Source organism: Marivita sp. GX14005, assembly GCF_023370775.1.
Lineage (GTDB): Bacteria > Pseudomonadota > Alphaproteobacteria > Rhodobacterales > Rhodobacteraceae > Marivita.
The window spans coordinates 984,929-1,002,800 of the sequence record NZ_JAMCCQ010000001.1 but is presented as its reverse complement, the minus strand read 5'-3'; the positions used below and the strand labels follow the sequence as shown (position 1 = coordinate 1,002,800).

21 protein-coding genes are annotated in these 17,872 nt (G+C 61.2%); 7 read left to right on the top strand and 14 right to left on the bottom strand.

The features are described 5' to 3' along the window. Window positions 1-21 precede the first annotated feature (21 nt). From lysA to argH, 4 genes are all read right to left on the bottom strand, one after another. On the bottom strand, window positions 22-1,287 hold the full coding sequence (gene lysA, locus M3465_RS05060) for a diaminopimelate decarboxylase (protein ID WP_249500611.1): 1,266 nt from the start codon (window positions 1,285-1,287) through the stop codon (window positions 22-24). 113 nt (window positions 1,288-1,400) lie between these two features. Further along, entirely contained in the window at window positions 1,401-1,718 is a 318-nt protein-coding gene (locus tag M3465_RS05055) for a DUF2834 domain-containing protein (RefSeq protein WP_249500610.1), read from the bottom strand. Continuing rightward, entirely contained in the window at window positions 1,715-1,888 is a 174-nt protein-coding gene (locus M3465_RS05050) for a hypothetical protein (protein WP_249500609.1), read from the bottom strand. Before M3465_RS05050 ends, M3465_RS05055 begins: the two co-directional genes overlap by 4 nt. Next, window positions 1,888-3,279, bottom strand: coding sequence for an argininosuccinate lyase (gene argH / locus M3465_RS05045; RefSeq protein WP_249500608.1), 1,392 nt, complete (start codon window positions 3,277-3,279; stop codon window positions 1,888-1,890). Before argH ends, M3465_RS05050 begins: the two co-directional genes overlap by 1 nt. A 22-nt stretch (window positions 3,280-3,301) precedes the next feature. Between argH and M3465_RS05040 the strand changes: the two genes are divergently transcribed. Then, a complete protein-coding gene (locus M3465_RS05040; protein ID WP_249500607.1) occupies window positions 3,302-3,865 on the top strand; it encodes a TlpA family protein disulfide reductase in 564 nt (187 codons plus the stop codon). Here M3465_RS05040 and M3465_RS05035 read toward each other — a convergent pair. The 3 genes from M3465_RS05035 to M3465_RS05025 form a co-directional block, all read right to left on the bottom strand. After that, on the bottom strand, window positions 3,759-4,475 hold the full coding sequence (locus tag M3465_RS05035; RefSeq protein ID WP_249500606.1) for a sugar transferase: 717 nt from the start codon (window positions 4,473-4,475) through the stop codon (window positions 3,759-3,761). The genes M3465_RS05040 and M3465_RS05035 overlap by 107 nt on opposite strands. A gap of 59 nt (window positions 4,476-4,534) precedes the next feature. Further along, the gene (locus M3465_RS05030) at window positions 4,535-5,854 is read right to left on the bottom strand and encodes a UDP-glucose dehydrogenase family protein (protein WP_249500605.1); all 1,320 of its coding nucleotides are present in this window, start codon (window positions 5,852-5,854) and stop codon (window positions 4,535-4,537) included. Between the two features lie 128 nt (window positions 5,855-5,982). Further along, entirely contained in the window at window positions 5,983-6,426 is a 444-nt protein-coding gene (locus M3465_RS05025) for a c-type cytochrome (RefSeq protein WP_249500604.1), read from the bottom strand. 227 nt (window positions 6,427-6,653) lie between these two features. Between M3465_RS05025 and idi the strand changes: the two genes are divergently transcribed. Further along, a complete protein-coding gene (gene idi / locus M3465_RS05020; protein ID WP_249500603.1) occupies window positions 6,654-7,211 on the top strand; it encodes an isopentenyl-diphosphate delta-isomerase in 558 nt (185 codons plus the stop codon). Window positions 7,212-7,286: 75 nt separating this feature from the next. Then, window positions 7,287-8,663, top strand: coding sequence for a DUF4214 domain-containing protein (locus M3465_RS05015; RefSeq protein ID WP_249500602.1), 1,377 nt, complete (start codon window positions 7,287-7,289; stop codon window positions 8,661-8,663). Here the strand turns inward: M3465_RS05015 and M3465_RS05010 are convergent, their stop codons facing one another. From M3465_RS05010 to M3465_RS05000, 3 genes are read right to left on the bottom strand one after another with little or no spacing between them, the layout of a single operon-like run. Further along, window positions 8,664-9,245: a Smr/MutS family protein gene (locus M3465_RS05010; RefSeq protein WP_249500601.1), complete on the bottom strand. Its 582-nt coding sequence runs from the start codon at window positions 9,243-9,245 to the stop codon at window positions 8,664-8,666. Further along, window positions 9,242-10,285, bottom strand: a complete 1,044-nt coding sequence (gene mltA / locus M3465_RS05005; protein ID WP_249500600.1) for a murein transglycosylase A — start codon at window positions 10,283-10,285, stop codon at window positions 9,242-9,244. The genes M3465_RS05010 and mltA overlap by 4 nt, the downstream gene beginning before the upstream one ends. Beyond that, entirely contained in the window at window positions 10,282-10,941 is a 660-nt protein-coding gene (locus M3465_RS05000; RefSeq protein ID WP_249500599.1) for a Tim44/TimA family putative adaptor protein, read from the bottom strand. The genes mltA and M3465_RS05000 overlap by 4 nt, the downstream gene beginning before the upstream one ends. A gap of 105 nt (window positions 10,942-11,046) precedes the next feature. Here M3465_RS05000 and M3465_RS04995 point away from each other — a divergent pair, with 105 nt between their 5' ends. Then, on the top strand, window positions 11,047-11,541 hold the full coding sequence (locus tag M3465_RS04995; RefSeq protein ID WP_249500598.1) for an FxsA family protein: 495 nt from the start codon (window positions 11,047-11,049) through the stop codon (window positions 11,539-11,541). A gap of 54 nt (window positions 11,542-11,595) precedes the next feature. After that, window positions 11,596-12,105: a protein-export chaperone SecB gene (gene secB / locus M3465_RS04990; protein WP_249500597.1), complete on the top strand. Its 510-nt coding sequence runs from the start codon at window positions 11,596-11,598 to the stop codon at window positions 12,103-12,105. Here secB and dnaQ read toward each other — a convergent pair. From dnaQ to M3465_RS04970, 4 genes are read right to left on the bottom strand one after another with little or no spacing between them, the layout of a single operon-like run. Continuing rightward, entirely contained in the window at window positions 12,102-12,785 is a 684-nt protein-coding gene (dnaQ, locus tag M3465_RS04985) for a DNA polymerase III subunit epsilon (protein ID WP_249500596.1), read from the bottom strand. The two genes, secB and dnaQ, sit on opposite strands and share 4 nt — an antisense overlap. Then, on the bottom strand, window positions 12,778-13,371 hold the full coding sequence (gene coaE, locus M3465_RS04980) for a dephospho-CoA kinase (protein ID WP_249500595.1): 594 nt from the start codon (window positions 13,369-13,371) through the stop codon (window positions 12,778-12,780). The genes dnaQ and coaE overlap by 8 nt, the downstream gene beginning before the upstream one ends. Beyond that, window positions 13,368-14,201 carry a shikimate dehydrogenase gene (locus M3465_RS04975; RefSeq protein WP_249500594.1) on the bottom strand — a complete coding sequence of 278 codons (834 nt, stop codon included), beginning with the start codon at window positions 14,199-14,201 and terminating at the stop codon, window positions 13,368-13,370. Before M3465_RS04975 ends, coaE begins: the two co-directional genes overlap by 4 nt. After that, the gene (locus tag M3465_RS04970) at window positions 14,198-14,797 is read right to left on the bottom strand and encodes a Maf family protein (protein WP_249500593.1); all 600 of its coding nucleotides are present in this window, start codon (window positions 14,795-14,797) and stop codon (window positions 14,198-14,200) included. Before M3465_RS04970 ends, M3465_RS04975 begins: the two co-directional genes overlap by 4 nt. A gap of 501 nt (window positions 14,798-15,298) precedes the next feature. Between M3465_RS04970 and rho the strand changes: the two genes are divergently transcribed. Both rho and mnmE read left to right on the top strand, forming a co-directional pair. After that, a complete protein-coding gene (gene rho / locus M3465_RS04965) occupies window positions 15,299-16,567 on the top strand; it encodes a transcription termination factor Rho (RefSeq protein WP_249500592.1) in 1,269 nt (422 codons plus the stop codon). Window positions 16,568-16,588: 21 nt separating this feature from the next. Next, window positions 16,589-17,872 (top strand): tRNA uridine-5-carboxymethylaminomethyl(34) synthesis GTPase MnmE, encoded by a 1,284-nt coding sequence (gene mnmE / locus M3465_RS04960; protein ID WP_249500591.1) that lies wholly within the window; start codon window positions 16,589-16,591, stop codon window positions 17,870-17,872.

Genomic DNA, 17,872 nt, shown 5'->3' with positions numbered 1-17,872 from the left:
GCTGGGGCCGCAAGGCGCACCTTACAACCAGGGGGGAATGGTATCGCGATTTATGATTTCGTCAAAGTCCGGCCGCTTGCGAATGACGGCGAATTGATCGCCCTTGGCCAGAACCTCGGGCACCAGCGGACGCGTGTTGTATTCGCTCGCCATGACGGCCCCATAAGCCCCGGCCGACCGGAACGCGACCAGATCGCCCTCGGCAAGCGGCGGCATCATGCGCCCCTTTGCAAAGGTATCGCCCGATTCGCAGACCGGACCGACGATGTCGAACGGCTGCAGATCGACCCCGGCGGCCGGCTCCGTCACCGGCACGATATCGTGCCAGGCGTCATACATCGCGGGGCGGATCAGATCGTTCATCGCCCCGTCGAGGATCAGGAACCGCCGCCCCTCACCTTCCTTGATATAGATCACCCGGCTGACGAGAATACCGGCATTTCCGGCGATCAAACGCCCCGGCTCTATCTCGATTTCGCAGTCCAGATGCCCCAGCGTGCGGCGGATCATCGCGCCGTAATCCGACGGCAAGGGCGGCGCCTCGTTCGAACGGGTATAGGGAATGCCCAGCCCGCCGCCTAAATCGAGCCGACTGATATTGTGCCCATCCTCGCGCAGCGCCTCGGTCAGTTCGGCGACCTTGTCATAGGCCAGCTCATACGGCGCAAGATCGGTCAACTGAGAGCCGATATGCACATCGATCCCGACGATCTCGATCCCGGGCAGCCGGGCTGCTTCGGCATAAACCTCTCGCGCCCGCGCGATCGGGATGCCGAACTTGTTCTCCGACTTGCCGGTCGCGATCTTGGCATGGGTCTTGGCATCGACATCCGGGTTCACCCGCACGGTGATCGGCGCCGTCTTACCCAAGCTCACGGCCAACTCGGAAATGACCCGCATCTCCGGCTCGCTTTCGACATTGAACTGTCGCACGCCACCCTCGAGCGCGGCACGTATTTCCGACCGCGTCTTGCCGACACCGGAAAAAACGATCTTCTCGCCCGGAACGCCCGCCGCGCGGGCGCGCGCGTATTCGCCGCCCGACACCACGTCCATCCCCGCACCGAGATCGGCCAGCGTCTTGAGGATCGCCTGGTTCGATGCGGCTTTCATCGCGTAGCAGACCAGGTGGTCGACCCCCTCCAGCGCCTCGTCGAACAGCTGAAAGTGCCGCGTCAGCGTCGCCGTGGAATACAGATAGAACGGCGTTCCGACAGCTGCCGCGATATCGGCCACCGCCACATCCTCGGCGTGCAATTCGCCGTTTCGATACAGAAAATGATCCACCCGCGCCTCCAGAGTCAGACCGCGCCGCAGTAGCGCAGGCACGAGGGCCGCGCCACCCCTGCTTCTTCTCTTTTACAAATACTCGAAAACCGGCGTCTGCCCCACGCCCGCCCTCAAACGATGGGGCGCGATCTCAGGAACAGGTAAAGCGGCAAACCGCAGCTCACCCCGATGCAATAGGTGGCTGGGATCGCAATGAGCGCGCTCCAGTTCCGGCGCACCGCGACTTCGGCAACGATCCACACGGTCAGGCTGACCGCTGCGATGGTCAGATCCCAAGTCAACCCGGTGGTCGCGTCATTCACATACCAGGCGTCGATCATCGCGCCGAGCGACCAGCCGTTTTCCATGAACCACGAGACGAACCAATACATCGGATGCACCGCACCCCAGATCGCCAGCGCAAGGTAGACCCACCGCATCGGGCTCATCGCACCGAAGCGCCCACGGAGACCGGCCCCTTGTTCACGATCACCCCGGTCGATGTGCGGATCCCGTCAGAGCCGATGGTCACGGTCGTCGCCATGGACGGGCGCAGCGGCGGGCCATCCGCGCCGCAGCCCGCGAGAGCGAAAAGCGCAGCGATGAGCGCCGCGCGCATCACCGCAGCGCCTCGTTCCAGCGCGCCACCTGTTCGCGCACCCGCACAGGCGCGGTGCCGCCAAAGCTGGTGCGGCTGGCGACGGAATTGTGAACGCCGAGCACCGTGAACACGTCCTCGGTGATCTGGTCATTCACGGATCGCATGTCCTCCAGCGTCAAATCCGGCAAATCGCATCCCCTTTTCTCCGCCATCGCCACCAGCGCACCCGTGACGTGATGCGCCTGCCGGAAAGGTAGGTCGATCTCGCGCACAAGCCAATCGGCCAGATCGGTCGCCGTGGAGAACCCGGCAGAGGCCGCCGCTTCGAGCGCCGCACGATTGGCGGTCATGTCGCGCACCATGCCTTCCATCGCGGCCAGTGCCAGCATCCAGTTGTCGGCCGCGTCGAAAACCTGTTCCTTGTCCTCCTGCATATCCTTGGAATAGGCCAAGGGCAGCCCCTTCATCACCATCATCAGCGCGACGTTGGCCCCGAAGACGCGCCCGATCTTGGCCCGGATCAGTTCCGCCGCATCGGGGTTCTTCTTCTGCGGCATGATGCTCGACCCGGTAGAGAACCTGTCGGACAGGGTGACAAATCGGAATTGAGCCGAAGACCAGATCACCAATTCCTCGGCCATGCGGCTCAGATGCATGGCGCAGATGCTGGCAACGCTGAGGAATTCCAGCGCGAAATCGCGATCGCTGACCGCGTCGAGGCTGTTTGCCATGGGCCGGTCGAAGCCCAGCGCCTTTGCCGTCATGTCCCGATCAATGGGAAAGGATGTGCCTGCCAGCGCCGCTGCGCCTAGCGGACATTCGTTCATCCGCGCACGGGCATCGCGCACGCGCGAAAGGTCGCGGGCGAACATCTCCACATAGGCCATCATGTGATGACCCCATGTCACCGGCTGCGCGGTCTGCAGATGGGTGAAGCCCGGCATGACCCAATCCGCCCCCGCCTCGGCTTGCGCCAGAAGCGCCTTCATCAATGCCGTCAGCCCTGCGTCGGCGGCATCGAGCTGATCGCGCACCCAAAGGCGGAAATCCGTCGCCACCTGATCGTTGCGCGACCGTCCCGTGTGCAGACGACCTGCCGCATCGCCGATCAACTCCTTGAGCCGCGCCTCGACATTCATGTGAATATCCTCAAGCGCGGTCGAGAACGCGAATTCCCCCGCCTCGATCTCTGACAAAACGGTGAGCAACCCTTCCCGCATCGCCTCGGCATCGCTATCCTTCACAATGCCTTGTGCGGCCAGCATGGCGGCATGGGCCCGCGAACCGGCGATATCCTGAGCCGCCATCCGCTTGTCGAACCCGATCGAGGCGTTGATCGCCTCCATGATCGCGTCCGGCCCGGCGGCGAAACGGCCGCCCCACATCTGGTTCGAGGATTTGTCCGACATCTCTGACCCCTTCGGAGGGAAAATGAAAAATACCTGTGCCGCCCTGCTCTATACGGGCCTCGTGATGCTTGCAAATCCCGCGCTGGCCGATCTTTCCGAAGCAGAGGCGATGCGCGAGGGGGACATGAAGAAACTGACCTTCCACGCCGCCCCGCAGGCGGCCGGGAGTTCGGAATTCATGACCTTCGAGGGAGACGCGCTCACGCTTGCGGAGTACGAAGGCAAATGGGTCTTGCTGAATTTCTGGGCCACATGGTGCGCGCCCTGCCGCAAGGAAATCCCGATGCTGTCGGAGCTTCAGCGCGAATTCGGCGGCGAGCGGTTCGAGGTCGTGACCATCGCCTCAGGGCGCAATCCGCCGCCCGCGATGCAGAGCTTTTTCGAAGAGATTGGCGTCGACAATCTGCCGCTTCACCGCGATCCGAAATCGGCACTGGCGCGGGAAATGGGCGTTCTCGGCCTGCCGATCACCGTCATCCTCAACCCCGAAGGGCAAGAGGTCGCGCGGATGCGGGGGGATGCCGATTGGGCGTCCGATAACGCGCGTGCCGTTCTGGCGACCATCCTGAACGGGGAAGCGGGCTGACCGCGCCCATCGACAGGATGAGCCGTAGGGTCTGAGCGCAGATCCACAGATCGAGAGCGAGCGAGCGGCGGCGGGTATAGAGCCGTTCTATCCGCAGTTTTCGCGGCAGGATGAAGGTCGCATAAAGGGTTTCAAGCTCTTCCGCCGTGCCGACGCGGCTCAGCATCCGGTGCTCGCGCATGGCCCAGCGCAGGGTCGCCAAGCCGGTGATGCCGGGTCTGATCGCCGAAAGCGACCGAAACGCGCCGGGATAGCGCGCCACCATACGCGCGGTTGGCGGACGCGGCCCGACCAGCGCCATATCCCCCCGGACCACGTTCCAGAGCTGCGGCAATTCGTCCAGCCTCCAGCGCCGGAGCGACCGCCCCAGAGGCGTGACGAGATGGGACTTGTTGCCACCCGTGGGCAAGCCATCATCCTGCCCGCGCATCGTGCGCAGTTTCCACATGACAAAGGCCCGTGACGGCCCGTTCATCCGCTTTGCGCCGAAAAACGGGTTATGACGGTCGAACATCAGGATCAAAAGCGCGCAGGCAGCGATCACCGGCCAAAGCAGCACCAGCAACAGCAGCGCGGCCAAGGCATCGATGACATATCTACGCTGTGACATTCCGGCAGCCCCCGTTTCGAACGTGCCACCATCTTTGCCGCGAAAACCCTAACGGTTGGTTAATCGGAATACCCGGCCCGTCCGACACTCTCATAGGCCGTGAAACCGGCCTCCCGCGCCACGCTCGCATTGTAGATGTTGCGCAAATCCGCCATCGCGGGGCGCGCCATGCTCCCGGCGATCTGGGGCAGATCGAGCGCGCGAAATTCGTTCCATTCGGTCAGGATCACCAACAGATCCGCGTCTTTGGCCGCGGTGTATGGATCTTCCTGCCAGTCCACGCCGGGCAAAAGCGCCTCGCCCTCATTCTGGCCCTGCGGATCACAGACACGCACCCGCGCACCGCCCCCGACCAACGACGGCACGATGGTGAGGGAGGGCGCATCGCGCATGTCGTCGGTGTTGGGTTTGAAGGTCACGCCGAGAACCGCGATGGTCTTTCCGTTGAACGTGCCATCGCACATATCCTGCAGCTTGCCGATCATTCGCCGCTTGACATCCTCGTTCACCGCGATCACCGCCTCGGTGATGTGCATCGGGCTGGCATGTTCCTGCCCGATCCGCGCCAAGGCTTTGGTATCCTTCGGAAAACATGAACCACCGTAGCCCGGCCCGGCATGAAGGAACTTGTTGCCGATGCGGTTGTCCATGCCCATGCCCTTGGACACCTGCTTCACATTGGCCCCCACCTTTTCGCACAACGCGGCGATTTCGTTGATGAACGTGATCTTCGTCGCCAGGAATGCATTTGCCGCATATTTGATCATTTCAGCGGATTCGAGATCTGTCGTCACGATGGGAAAATCGCGCAGGTAGAGCGGCCGGTAAATCTCCTCCATGACAGAGGCGGCGCGATCGGTTTCCACCCCGACGACAACCCGGTCGGGTTTCATGAAATCGTCGATCGCCGCACCTTCTCGCAGGAATTCGGGGTTGGAGGCGACATCGAACTCCAGATCGGGATTTGCTGCGGCGACGACCTCGCGCACCTTGCGGTTCGTGCCGACGGGCACGGTGGATTTTGTGACGATCACCATGTAATGCTTGGCGGCCTTGGCGATCTCCTCCGCCGCGGCCATCACATAGGTCAGGTCGGCATGACCGTCACCGCGCCGTGTCGGCGTGCCGACGGCGATGAAAACGGCCTCCGCACCGTCGATCGCGGCTGCCAGATCGCGCGTGAATTCAAGCCGCCCGGCCTCGACATTGCGCGCCATGAGCGAATCGAGCCCCGGCTCGAAGATCGGCACCTCGCCGCGTTCAAGCATGTCGATCTTGCGCTGATCCTTGTCGACGCAAACGACGCTATGGCCGAAATCGGAAAAACACACTCCGGATACCAAACCGACATAGCCGGTGCCGATCATCGCAATCTTCATGACGCACGCCTCTTTATGATGGCCGTGTTCTGCGGGTTGCGACGCGGGCCGTCAACACCCGCCGCAGACCGGATGCAAAAAGGGCGCCCCGGATGGAGCGCCCCTTGCGAAAAACCGGATCGCGCGGTTCAGGAACCTTCTTCAGGCTCGGGCGATACGGACACGAGATAGGCATAGACATCCTCTGCGCCCTTGCGCAGCTTGAACGACATCTTGGAGCGGGCGCTCTCGCCCAGATAGTCGGACAGGAAGCCCTTGGGATCTTGGGTATAGGCGACGAAGGATTCCTCGTCCCAAACCAGGCCTTTTTCACCTGCGGCCACGATGCTGTCACCGTAACGGAAGTCTTCGTAAGTGCCGGCCTGGCGGCCAATGACATTCCAGAGATTCGGGCCTGTGCGACCACCTTTCACGATCTCGGTGCCGTCATCGGAAACAATCATGTGGCACGATTTGCACTTGTTGAATTCCTTTTCCCCGGCGGCCGGATCGCCGACACCGGCATGGTTGTCGGCGAAGGCGGAACCGGCCAGGGAAACGGCCGCAGCGGCGGTTGCAATCATCAGCTTCATGTTGAACTCCTTTGTTCATGCCGGCGCACATTAGCGCACTGTAGGGAAGGAAACCAACCCAAATGGCGTTCAGTTCCGCTTCATCTTGTCGCGAATTCTGGTATTCAAGTTGCTTCTGAAACGCATCTTTAATACCCGGAGTTTCCAAGCAGTTGGACATATTCTGCACGCCGAATATCTCTTCGCTTGGCCTCGCGCCGATTTCAGATGACCGAAGGCTGCCGCGCATGACCCTCATTCCCGCCTGGATAGACGGTAAGCTGGTTCCGGCCGAAAAGCTCGATGTTCACAAGCGGGGGCTTCGACACAAGGCGGTATCGGTGTTCGTGATCTGCGATGGCGAGATTCTCATCCAGCAACGCGCGTTGTCGAAATATCACACGCCTGGGCTTTGGGCGAACACATGCTGCACACATCCTGAGTGGAACGAGCCGAGCCTCGATTGCGCGCATCGCCGCCTGTCCGAGGAACTGGGGATCTTCGGGATCGATCTCGAACATCGCGGGCAGGTCGAATATCGCGCGGATGTGGGGGGCGACCTGATCGAACATGAGCTGGTCGATGTCTACCTCGCCCGGCCGGCTTCTCGTCCCGAAACCTCACCGAATCCCGATGAAGTGATGGCGCTCAAGTGGGTGAGCTATTCCGATCTGCTCCGTGAAATTTCCGACGATTCTGACCGCTTTACGCCTTGGTTGCGGATCTATATCGAAACGTATGCGTCACAAATCCTTGGCAGATCGGCGTATTGTCGCGATTCCAAGGCGAAAAGCGGCCAATTTTAATCATAATTGGCCCCGTTTCTTGCCTTTCTTGTCACCTAACTATTCAGTCGGGGGCTCAAACTGGGGAGTTTGGGTATGTCTGCTGCTGTCGCCGCCAGTGATCTGGAACGGTATATGCTCGATCTGGTCAACGAGGAGCGGACCAGCCGTGGTCTGAACGCTCTGGTTCTGGACCGCGTATTGAACGGCACGGCCGATGCCCACTCAGCCTGGATGCTGGAGAACAACATTTTCAGCCATACCGGCGCAGGCAACTCCACCCCGACCGAGCGGATGACCGAAGCGGGTTTCGATTTCGCCGGATCCTGGCGCACTGCCGAAAACATCGCCGCGCAAAGTGAACGCGGCGAGCCGGGGCTTCTGGACGATGTCTACGACCTGCACCTGGCACTGATGAACAGCGCCGGCCACCGCGAGAACATCCTGACCCCCGATCTCGAAGTTGTCGGCATCGGCATCCAGACCGGCACCTTCACCTACAGCACCGGCACCTATTTCTCCGTCATGGTCACGCAGAATTTCGCCATGACGGGCGGAACCACGACGCCGGATGTTCCGGGCGAACCCGAACCCGCCAGCGAAAGCGGGGTCATGGTCGGCAATGCGGGGGCCGAAAACCTCGTCGGCACCGACAGGGCCGATACGTTCTCCGGCTCTGGTGGAAATGATACAATTTCGGGGCAGGGCGGTTTCGATACGGCGGTCTATGGTGGCGACGCGTCGAATTACGCGATCCGCATTTCGGACGGAACGATCCTGATCGAGGATCGAACCGGCGCGGACGGAATGGATACGCTGGACAGCATCGAAATGCTGCAATTTGCCGACACCGATTTCCGGCTCGAACAGTTCATCAATGTCAGCGGGCTCAGCGATGGCGACATGCTGGCCTTCTGCGAGCTCTACGTCGCCTATTTCAACCGCGCGCCCGATTCCGCCGGTCTGCTCTTCTGGGGATCGCGGCTGGCCGATGGCATGTCGATGGAGGAGATCGCGCGCAGTTTCTTCGTCCAGCCGGAAACCCGCGCACTATATGGCGAAACGGATGGCACCGCCGATTTCGTCACCTCGGTCTACGCCAATATCCTTGGCCGCGCGCCCGACACGGCCGGTTTCAATTACTGGACCGGAATGCTCGACAGCGGCGCGGTCGATCAGGGCAAGTTCATCCTCGCGATGATCGGCGGCGCCAAAGCCGAAACCGGCGGCGCGGCCGATGCCGCCTATCTCGAAACCAAGGCCGAGATCGGGGCTTATTACGCCGTGATCAACGGGCTCAACAATGTCGATGTCGCCAAGCAGGCGATGCAGGAATTCGACGGTTCGGTCGGTTCGGTCGCTGCGGCGAAAGACCTGATCGACGATCACGCCGCGCTGGCGGACAGCGTGCAGACATCGGAGTTCACCATATCTGTGACGGGCCTGATCGAGGATGCGCTGGACTGGGTCTGACTATCCACGACCGGTTTTGCGCAAGTAAACGTAATAGGCACCGCCTCCGCCGTGACGGATATGTGCTTCGGTCACATCCAGAACGGCCGTATTGAGCGGAGCCATCCTGAGCCACATCGGCACCTGCCGTTTCAGAACCCCGCGCTGGCGCGGCATCGGATCATGCGGATCGTCGCGCTGTCCCTTGCCGGTAATCACCAGAACCAGCCGAAAGCCCCGCGAATAGCTTGCCAGGATGAACCGCGATAGCGCTGGATGCGCCTGATCGAGCGTCATGCCATGCAGATCGATCCGCGCCTCCGGCACCATCTTGCCGCGCCGCATCTTGCCAAAGGTTTTCTTGTCCATGGTCGGCTTGGGCGCGGCGGTCGCAGGCGTCGTGATCCGGCTCGCGGGCCGGGGCGGCTTGGCTCCGATCCCGAACGCCTTGGGCAGATCCATCGGCTCCGGCTTTGGCGCGCGCGGGGCAGGGGGTTTAGGCGCTTCGCTCTCCCGCCGCGCCGCGCCCGGCAGGGGGCGGGTAGAGCGCGCGACGCGGTTCCAAAGCTCGCGCTCCTCTGCACGCAGACGGCGGCGGCTCATTGCAGCGCCTCCGGAAGATGCGCATAGGCGCGCTGGATCGGCATGAGAACCACCATGCGCCCCGGATCTCGGATCGTGCCGGCCTCCAGCCCTGCGGCATCCCCCGTTCCGAAAAACACATCGGCCCGCTGCGCGCCCTTGATCGCCGATCCGGTGTCCTGAGCGATCATCAAACGCCGCATCGGGCTGCGCCCGTCCTTCTCGATCCAGACCGGCGCGCCAAGCGGGGTAAACGCCGGATCGACGGCAATCGACCGCATCGGCGTGATCGATCGATTCATCGCACCCAGCGGGCCAAGATCGGCCGGAACCTCGCTGACCTCGCGAAAGAACACGTAAGACGCATTGTGGAACAGCAGATCCTCGCCCTCTGCCGGGTTGCGCCGCACCCAATTCTTGATGACATCGGCGGACACCTGATGCGCCTCGTAGACACCGCGCCGCACCAGTTCCTTGCCGATGGAGCGATAATCATGCCCGTTTGCGCCGCCATAGCCGACGCGGATCACACGCCCGTCGGGGAACCGCACGCGACCCGATCCCTGCACCTGGAGAAAGAACTTCTCGACCGGATCGTCCACCCAGGCAATCTCGAAACCGCGCCCCTCCATCACGCCGCTGGTCAGGATCTCGCGCCGTGTCAACCAGGGCCGGGCGTCCTGCGCTTCGGGCGGCATTCGGAAAAGCGGGTAGCGGTAGCGATCGGTGCGCACCGGGGAGCCGTTCAGTTCAGGCTCGAAATAGCCGGTAAAAAGCGCATCGTCCCCGTCCTCGATCAGGACCGGGCGGAAGAACAATTCGAAAAACTGGCGCGCATCGGCTGCATCGAAGGCCAGTGCGCAGAGCGATCTCCAATCCGGGCCGTCCAGATCGCCGCAGGTGTTGCGAAACACCGCCAGAGCAGCGGCGTGATCATCCTGCGCCCAGCCGTCCAGTTCCTCGAAATCGAGAATGGAATAGGATGTGTCCACCTCATCGGGCACGGCGTGTCCTGCGATCAAAACCCCACATAGCAGCGCCGCACCGGCAAGGCGGATCATTCGCCCGTGGCGACGAGCTGCCAGTTCGGATCATCGACGCCCATGCGGCGCGAGAAGGTCCAGACATCTTTCTGACGCTTGAGCTGGCTCGTCGATCCCTCGATGATCTCGCCCGCGCTGTTGCGCACCGCAAAGGTCAGTTCTCCGATGAACCTGACGGTGATTTCCGCGATCTGGGTCGCCTCGTCGAATGTCGCATCGGCCAGCGACATCTCGCGCACGCCCACGAATTCCGCCTCGATGGTCAAACCCTGCGCCTCGCGGGCCTGCACGACTTCGGCGAAACTCTCGTAAACCTCGTCTGACAGGAACGGCTTGATCTCGGCCAGATCGCCGCGCTCGAAGCCCATCAGGATCATTTCATAGGCACCGCGCGCGCCGCCGAGAAAATCGCCGACGCCGAAAGACGGCTCCACCCGCTTCATCCGCGCGAGCGCATCGGCAGCATCGCTGCCCGAGTCGACGTGATCCACGATATCGTGATCCGGCCCGCCCTCGATCACCTCGAACTCGCGCCGCGAGCGCGAGGCCGGCTCGTCCTGCGACACCGCAGGCTTTTCATACCCTTCGCGCGTTCCCAGAACGCTGCGCAAGCGCAGGATCAGGAAAACGGCGATGCCGGCAAGCACCAGAAGCTGTATCAGCGGTGAATTCATCAGGACCTCGCCCAGACCATAAGTGGAAACATCAGTGTCGCGTCCTTATGTAGGGGCTGGGTGTTGCTTAGTCCACCGCGCACCCGGCGAAAGGAGTGTGCTCATATGTGGCTTTTTGCGGCTTTCCTGCTGGTCCCGCTCATTGAGATCGGCCTGTTCATCCAGGTCGGCGGCCTGATCGGCCTTTGGCCGACGCTTGGCATCGTGATCCTGACCGCGATCCTCGGCACATGGCTGGTGCGCTCGCAGGGCGCGATGGCGCTGAACAACCTGCGCGCTTCCTTCTCGCGGCTGGAGGATCCGGCCGAACCGCTCGCGCATGGCGCGATGATCCTGCTGGCCGGCGCGCTGCTGCTCACGCCGGGGTTTTTCACCGATGGCGTCGGATTTGCCCTCCTTGCACCGCCGGTCCGTCAGGCGGTGATCGGCTATCTGCGCAAACACATCACCGTGCAGCGTTTCGAGATGGGCCCGCAAACCCCGCCGCACCGCGAATCGCCCCAGCGCAAGCCGCGCGATATTGTCATCGAGGGCGAGTTTCACGAGGTCACCGACCGGAAAAAACCGAACCATCCCGGTTCCGGCTGGACCCGGCATTGAGCCTGCTGATAAGCAACGCTGGATTTTGAAACGCTCGATCCGAGGGAGACAGACATGACCGATACGCCGGAACCCGCCACCAATGGCGCAGCGGAACAGAAAGCCGCGCCGATCAAGATGAACGTCCTTGCGCAATTCGTGCGCGATCTGTCGTTCGAGAACATCCTCGCGCAGAAGGGCGTTCAGGGCGAGGTGCAGCCCGATGTGCAGCTTCAGGTCAATCTCGACGCCAAGAAGCGCACGGTCGAGCATCAGTTCGAAGTGATCCTGAAGGTTCAGGTCACGTCGAAAGCCAAGGAAAGCGGCGACACGCTCTTCATGCTCGAGCTGGAATATGCCGGCGTCTTCCACGTGGAGAACGTGCCGGAAGATCAGATGCACCCGTTCCTGCTGATCGAATGTCCGCGGATGCTCTTCCCCTTCGTCCGCCGCATCGTCAGCGATGTGACCCGCGATGGCGGTTTCCCGCCGCTGAACCTCGAAAACATCGATTTCGTTCAGCTGTATCGCTCGGAATTGGCCCGCCGGGCGCAGGCGCAGCAGTCGGAAAAGGCGGACGCCTAAACCCGGCGCCAGAGCGCATTTTCACCAAGCTTCTCGACAAAGGCGGCGTGAGCCGCCTTTTCGTTTTCGGTGATCCGCGGCGGCAGGGGCGCGGGCCGTGGTTGCGGGCGCCAATCCTGATCGGCGCCGCCCGACCTTCCGCGCGATACGCTCAGCCCGAAATCGGGCTGCTTGCCGCCGATGAGTTCAAGATACACTTCCGCGAGGATCTCGGAATCGAGAAGCGCGCCGTGCAACGTGCGCGCCGAATTGTCGATCCCGAAGCGCCGGCAGAGCGCATCTAGCGACGACGGCGAGCCGGGAAACTTGCGCCGCGCGATGGCGAGCGTGTCGATCGCCCGGTCGAACGGAATCGGAGGACGTTTCACCCAACCCAGTTCGGCATTGAGGAATTTCATGTCGAACGCGGCGTTGTGAATGACCAGCTTCGCATCGCCGACGAAATCGATGAAGGCTTGTGCGACATGGAAGAAGATCGGCTTGTCGCGCAGGAAATCATCCCCGAGCCCGTGCACTTCGAACGCCTCCTGCGGCATGGCGCGTTCTGGGTTGATATACTGGTGATACGTCCGCCCGGTCGGAACGTGGTTGTAAAGCTCCACCGCCCCGATCTCGACGATGCGGTCGCCCTGATCCGGCTCGAATCCGGTGGTTTCCGTATCCAGAACGATCTCACGCATCTTTCATCCGCTCCCTGATCTGCGCCACCACATCGCGCACCTGGCAACGCGCATGCTCGAGCGTATCGGTTTCGATCACGAAATCCGAGCGCCGGCATTTCTCCGCGTTCGGCATCTGCTTGTCACGAATGGCGATAAACGCATCGCGGTCCATCGTGCCACGCTCCAACACGCGACTTTCCTGCAAATCGGCCGGAATAGTGACACATGCAACCGCATCCATCTCACTCTCGGCCCCAGTTTCGAAGAGCAATGGAATATCAAAGACGAGGATATCCGCCTGCGCCTCTGCCGCAAACATATCCCGATCCGCTTTCACCAAAGGATGCACGATCCGCTCGATCGCCCGCAACGCGTCAGGATCATCTGCTATGATTTTGCGCAGAGCGGCCCGGTCCACCGCATCTTCGGTGACCGCGCCGGGATAGGCCGCGCGCATCGGCGCGACCGCCGCGCCGCCCTTTGCATAGAGCCGATGCACCGCCGCATCCGCATCCCAGACCGCGCAGCCTTCATCGGCGAACATCTCCGCCGTCGTCGATTTGCCCATGCCGATGGATCCGGTCAGCCCCAGCCGATAGGTCACCGCAGCACCGCCGCACGCAGGTTTTCATCGACCACGGGTCGTTTGCCGAACCAACGCTCGAACCCCGGCACCGCCTGATGCAGCAACATCCCCAGCCCATCGACGACCCGGCAACCCTGTTCCTCCGCGACGGTCAAAAGCCGCGTCCGCAGGGGCGCGTAGACCAGATCGTTAACAATGGTTCCGGGTCGCAGCCCGTCGAGCGGAATACGCAGCTCGGGCTTGCCCGTCATACCGAGAGAGGTGGTGTTGACCACGAGATCGGCCTCCTCCACCGCATTGCCCGCCTGAACCCAGTCGATCACCTGAACCCGCGCCCCGAAATCCTCGCGCAGCCGCTCGGCCCTGGCGCGGGTGCGGTTCGTCAGCAGAATCTGCGGCACCCCGATATCGACAAGCGAAGCAACCACCGCCCGCGCCGCGCCGCCCGCACCGAGAACGAGAGCCGGGCCGCTTTTCGGCGTCCAATCCGGGATCGTCTGACGGATATTCTCGATGAACCCGTAGCCATCTGTATTATCGGCGTGGATCTTGCCGTCCTTGCGGAAGATCAGCGTATTCGCCGCGCCGATCAGGGTCGCGCGGTCGGTGATCAGATCGGCCAAATCCATCACCGCTTCCTTGTGCGGGATCGTCACATTCGCCCCGACGAACCCGATATCGGCCAGCCGTGGCACCAGATCGCCAAGCTTCTCCGGCGCGATATCAAGCGGAACGTAATGCCCCCGCAGCCCGTATTTGCGCAACCAATACGCGTGCAGCCGGGGACTACGTGAATGGGCAATCGGATGACCGATCACACCGGCCAGGGGGATTTTCTCGTCGCTCATCCGTCGATCCGTCCGGTCGTTGCAAGGTAATTGAGAAGCTCAAGTAGCGGAAGTCCGAGCACGGTGAAATAGTCTCCCTGAACCTGCGTGAAAAGCCGCGCGCCCTCCTCCTCCAGCTTGTAGCCACCGACGGAGTGGCGAATGCTGTCCCAGTTCCGCTTCAGATAGGCGTCGAGATACGCGTCACCGAAGTCCCGCATCCTGAGCCGCACCGTTCCGACATGCCGCCAGATCGGCTTGCCATCTTCGTAAAGCACCGCCGCCGACAGCAGGAGGTGCGAGCGGTTGCGCAGCCGGCAGAGCTGTTCGCGCGCCTCATCCACCGTTTCGGGCTTGGCAAAGATCTCGCGATCCACCGAAAGCATCTGATCGCAGCCCAGAACCGGCACGCCTGGGCGCTTGTCTGATATCTTGCGCGCTTTCATCTCAGCCAGCGCATCCGCGATATCTCGCGGGCTGGCATCCTCGGCCAGAAGCGCATTGCGGATGGACGCCTCATCGAGCCGAGGCACCGCCACATCGAATCGCAGCCCTGCATTCCGCAGCATGTCGGCACGGATCGTCGAGCCGGATGCGAGGGCAAGATCGAGACTCATGTGGACAACCTTCGGGACAAACGCGGTTTCTTTCCCGGGATGTTTTGCGGAAAACTGCTGCTTCGGGCAAGGCTTGTGATGAATACCCAAACCGTTCAACCGCAGCCCCGCGATTATCCGCCCTGTGCAAAGGATAGTTCCGCAATCCACAGCAAAGCGGGCCCGACACTTTTATCCACGTTGGATGTTTACGGCACCAATCGATAAACAGCCCGAAACATGGCGCGATTCCAATCGTTTGCCGAAGCAGCGCTGCAGGTTCTCCACAGATGGGGGCAGGGTTGTTCACCTCGGGATAAAACGGGGATGGCTCGATAATCCACAGCCGAGGGGCAGCCCTATCTAAAACAAAAACCTTTCTTTTCTCTTTCTTTTTTATTGAGAGGATCGCCGGTTTGACAGGTCGCACCCGCTCGGCTAAGAGGCGGACAGTCCTGTTCTGGATGATGCTTTCCAAAGACCTAACTGACATGACCGCGAATTTGCGGTCCGGGATATCTCATGACCGAAAAACTGAATCTTGCCGATCTCAAGGCGAAAAGCCCCAAAGACCTCTTGTCGATGGCCGAAGAGCTGGAGATCGAGAACGCCTCGACCATGCGCAAGGGCGAGATCATGTTCCAGATCCTGCGCGAACGCGCCGATGAAGGCTGGACGATTTTCGGCGATGGTGTGCTCGAAGTTCTGCAGGACGGGTTCGGCTTTCTCCGCTCCCCGGAGGCGAACTATCTTCCCGGTCCCGACGATATCTATGTCTCGCCCGAGATGATCCGCAAATTCTCGCTCCGCACGGGCGATACCATCGATGGCGAGATCAAGGCGCCCGAGGATAACGAGCGCTATTTCGCGCTGATGGATTGTCGGCAGATCAATTTCCAGGAACCCGAACGCGCGCGACACAAGATCGCCTTCGACAACCTCACGCCGCTCTATCCGGATGAGCGTTTGAAGATGGAAATCGAGGATCCGACGATCAAGGATCGTTCCGCCCGGATCATCGACCTGGTCGCGCCGATCGGCAAGGGCCAGCGCTCGCTCATCGTTGCTCCGCCGCGCACGGGTAAAACGGTTCTGCTCCAAAACATCGCCCATTCGATCGAGCGCAACCATCCCGAATGTTATCTTATCGTCCTGCTGATCGACGAACGGCCCGAAGAAGTCACCGACATGCAGCGGTCGGTGAAGGGCGAGGTCATCTCGTCCACCTTCGATGAGCCAGCGACACGGCACGTTGCCGTGTCAGAAATGGTGATCGAAAAAGCCAAGAGACTTGTCGAACATAAACGAGATGTTGTTATTCTTCTCGATTCAATCACAAGACTTGGTAGAGCGTTCAATACGGTTGTGCCGTCTTCCGGCAAGGTTTTGACAGGTGGTGTGGATGCGAACGCGCTGCAACGGCCGAAACGATTCTTCGGCGCGGCGCGGAATATCGAAGAGGGCGGATCGCTGACGATCATCGCGACCGCGCTGATCGACACCGGCAGCCGGATGGACGAAGTCATTTTCGAAGAATTCAAGGGAACGGGCAATTCCGAGATCGTGCTGGACCGCAAGATCGCGGACAAGCGCGTCTTCCCGTCCATCGACATTCTCAAATCGGGAACACGCAAGGAAGACCTGCTTGTCGACAAGGTCGATCTGCAAAAGACTTTTGTCCTGCGCAGGATTCTCAATCCGATGGGAACGACCGATGCGATCGAGTTCCTGATTTCCAAGCTCAAACAGACCAAGACCAATTCGGAATTTTTCGACTCGATGAATTCCTGAAGGCGGTCTATCTAACCCGTCATGGATACAATCTTCGCGCTTGCGACCGTGCCCGGAAAATCCGGTGTCGCGGTCGTACGGGTGTCCGGCCCGGACGCTTTCGACCTGTTCGACCTGTTCGAGATCTCGCCGCCGGAGCCTCGTCGCGCGAGCCTGCGGCGCTTGACTCACAGGGTGCGGGGATTTCTCGACGAAGCGTTGATCTTGACCTTCGAAGGCGGCGCGAGTTTTACCGGTGAGCCGGTGGTCGAGTTGCACCTCCACGGCAGTATCGCGATCGCACAGGCCGTTCTCGACTGTCTTGAAGACCATGCCGAATTCCGCCGCGCGGCGCCGGGGGAATTCACGCGTCGCGCGCTGATGAACGACCGTCTTGACCTTACCCAAGTCGAAGCGCTGTCGGATCTGATCGATTCCGAAACGGAAATGCAACGCAAGCAGGCGTTGTCGGGATACTCTGGAAAGCTGCGAGATGCGGCCGAAACATGGCGCGCCCATCTGATTCGCGCCTTGTCACTGCTCGAGGCGACAATAGATTTCGCAGATGAGGATGTTCCAGTTGACGTCACGCCCGAGGTCAGCGCGCTGCTGGAAAAAGTCCAAGCCGATTTGGCGCAGGAAATCGATGGTTTCGGCGTGGCGGAGCGTATCCGCGTCGGATTCGAAGTGGCTATCGTCGGGCCTCCAAATGCCGGTAAATCGACCTTATTGAACACGTTGGCCGGCAGGGATGCGGCGATCACTTCTGAAATCGCCGGAACGACCCGTGACGTGATCGAGGTGCGCATGGATCTCGGCGGCCTGCCGGTCACGTTTCTCGACACCGCGGGGCTTAGGGAAACCACCGATACGGTCGAATCCATCGGCATAGAGCGCGCAGTCGCCCGCGCTCGGGAAGCTGACTTGCGGATCTTTCTTCAGGGCGATGAAACCTTCGCTCATCTTGAACCGGGGAGAGAGGATATTGTCGTTCGGGGAAAGGCAGATCTCGGCGCTGGCAAAGATGGGGTGTCAGGAAAAACCGGTCAGGGTATTCAGGCCTTGGTCGAGCGTGTTCAGCGTCACCTTCTGGATAAAGTCACCGGCGCCGGGTTGGTATCTCACCAACGTCAAATGGATGTTCTGAAAGATGCGGTGGATCACCTGACGCAGGCCATTGTGTTCTTGGAAAAAGGATCTAAATTTTACGATCTCGCTGCCGAGGAATTGCGTTCCACGGTTTTTTCTCTCGAACGCCTTGTCGGCCGGGTGGACATAGAAGATATCCTGGATCACGTTTTTGCCAGCTTCTGCATTGGAAAGTAA

Bases quoted from the DNA above. Each gene is read 5' to 3' on its own strand.
- M3465_RS05055 (WP_249500610.1), bottom strand. From the start codon at position 1,718: ATGAGCCCGATGCGGTGGGTCTACCTTGCGCTGGCGATCTGGGGTGCG.
- M3465_RS05050 (WP_249500609.1), bottom strand. From the start codon at position 1,888: ATGCGCGCGGCGCTCATCGCTGCGCTTTTCGCTCTCGCGGGCTGCGGC.
- argH (WP_249500608.1), bottom strand. From the start codon at position 3,279: ATGTCGGACAAATCCTCGAACCAGATGTGGGGCGGCCGTTTCGCCGCC.
- M3465_RS05040 (WP_249500607.1), top strand. From the start codon at position 3,302: ATGAAAAATACCTGTGCCGCCCTGCTCTATACGGGCCTCGTGATGCTT.
- M3465_RS05035 (WP_249500606.1), bottom strand. From the start codon at position 4,475: ATGTCACAGCGTAGATATGTCATCGATGCCTTGGCCGCGCTGCTGTTG.
- M3465_RS05030 (WP_249500605.1), bottom strand. From the start codon at position 5,854: ATGAAGATTGCGATGATCGGCACCGGCTATGTCGGTTTGGTATCCGGA.
- M3465_RS05025 (WP_249500604.1), bottom strand. From the start codon at position 6,426: ATGAAGCTGATGATTGCAACCGCCGCTGCGGCCGTTTCCCTGGCCGGT.
- idi (WP_249500603.1), top strand. From the start codon at position 6,654: ATGACCCTCATTCCCGCCTGGATAGACGGTAAGCTGGTTCCGGCCGAA.
- M3465_RS05015 (WP_249500602.1), top strand. From the start codon at position 7,287: ATGTCTGCTGCTGTCGCCGCCAGTGATCTGGAACGGTATATGCTCGAT.
- M3465_RS05010 (WP_249500601.1), bottom strand. From the start codon at position 9,245: ATGAGCCGCCGCCGTCTGCGTGCAGAGGAGCGCGAGCTTTGGAACCGC.
- mltA (WP_249500600.1), bottom strand. From the start codon at position 10,285: ATGATCCGCCTTGCCGGTGCGGCGCTGCTATGTGGGGTTTTGATCGCA.
- M3465_RS05000 (WP_249500599.1), bottom strand. From the start codon at position 10,941: ATGAATTCACCGCTGATACAGCTTCTGGTGCTTGCCGGCATCGCCGTT.
- M3465_RS04995 (WP_249500598.1), top strand. From the start codon at position 11,047: ATGTGGCTTTTTGCGGCTTTCCTGCTGGTCCCGCTCATTGAGATCGGC.
- secB (WP_249500597.1), top strand. From the start codon at position 11,596: ATGACCGATACGCCGGAACCCGCCACCAATGGCGCAGCGGAACAGAAA.
- dnaQ (WP_249500596.1), bottom strand. From the start codon at position 12,785: ATGCGTGAGATCGTTCTGGATACGGAAACCACCGGATTCGAGCCGGAT.
- M3465_RS04975 (WP_249500594.1), bottom strand. From the start codon at position 14,201: ATGAGCGACGAGAAAATCCCCCTGGCCGGTGTGATCGGTCATCCGATT.
- M3465_RS04970 (WP_249500593.1), bottom strand. From the start codon at position 14,797: ATGAGTCTCGATCTTGCCCTCGCATCCGGCTCGACGATCCGTGCCGAC.
- rho (WP_249500592.1), top strand. From the start codon at position 15,299: ATGACCGAAAAACTGAATCTTGCCGATCTCAAGGCGAAAAGCCCCAAA.
- mnmE (WP_249500591.1), top strand. From the start codon at position 16,589: ATGGATACAATCTTCGCGCTTGCGACCGTGCCCGGAAAATCCGGTGTC.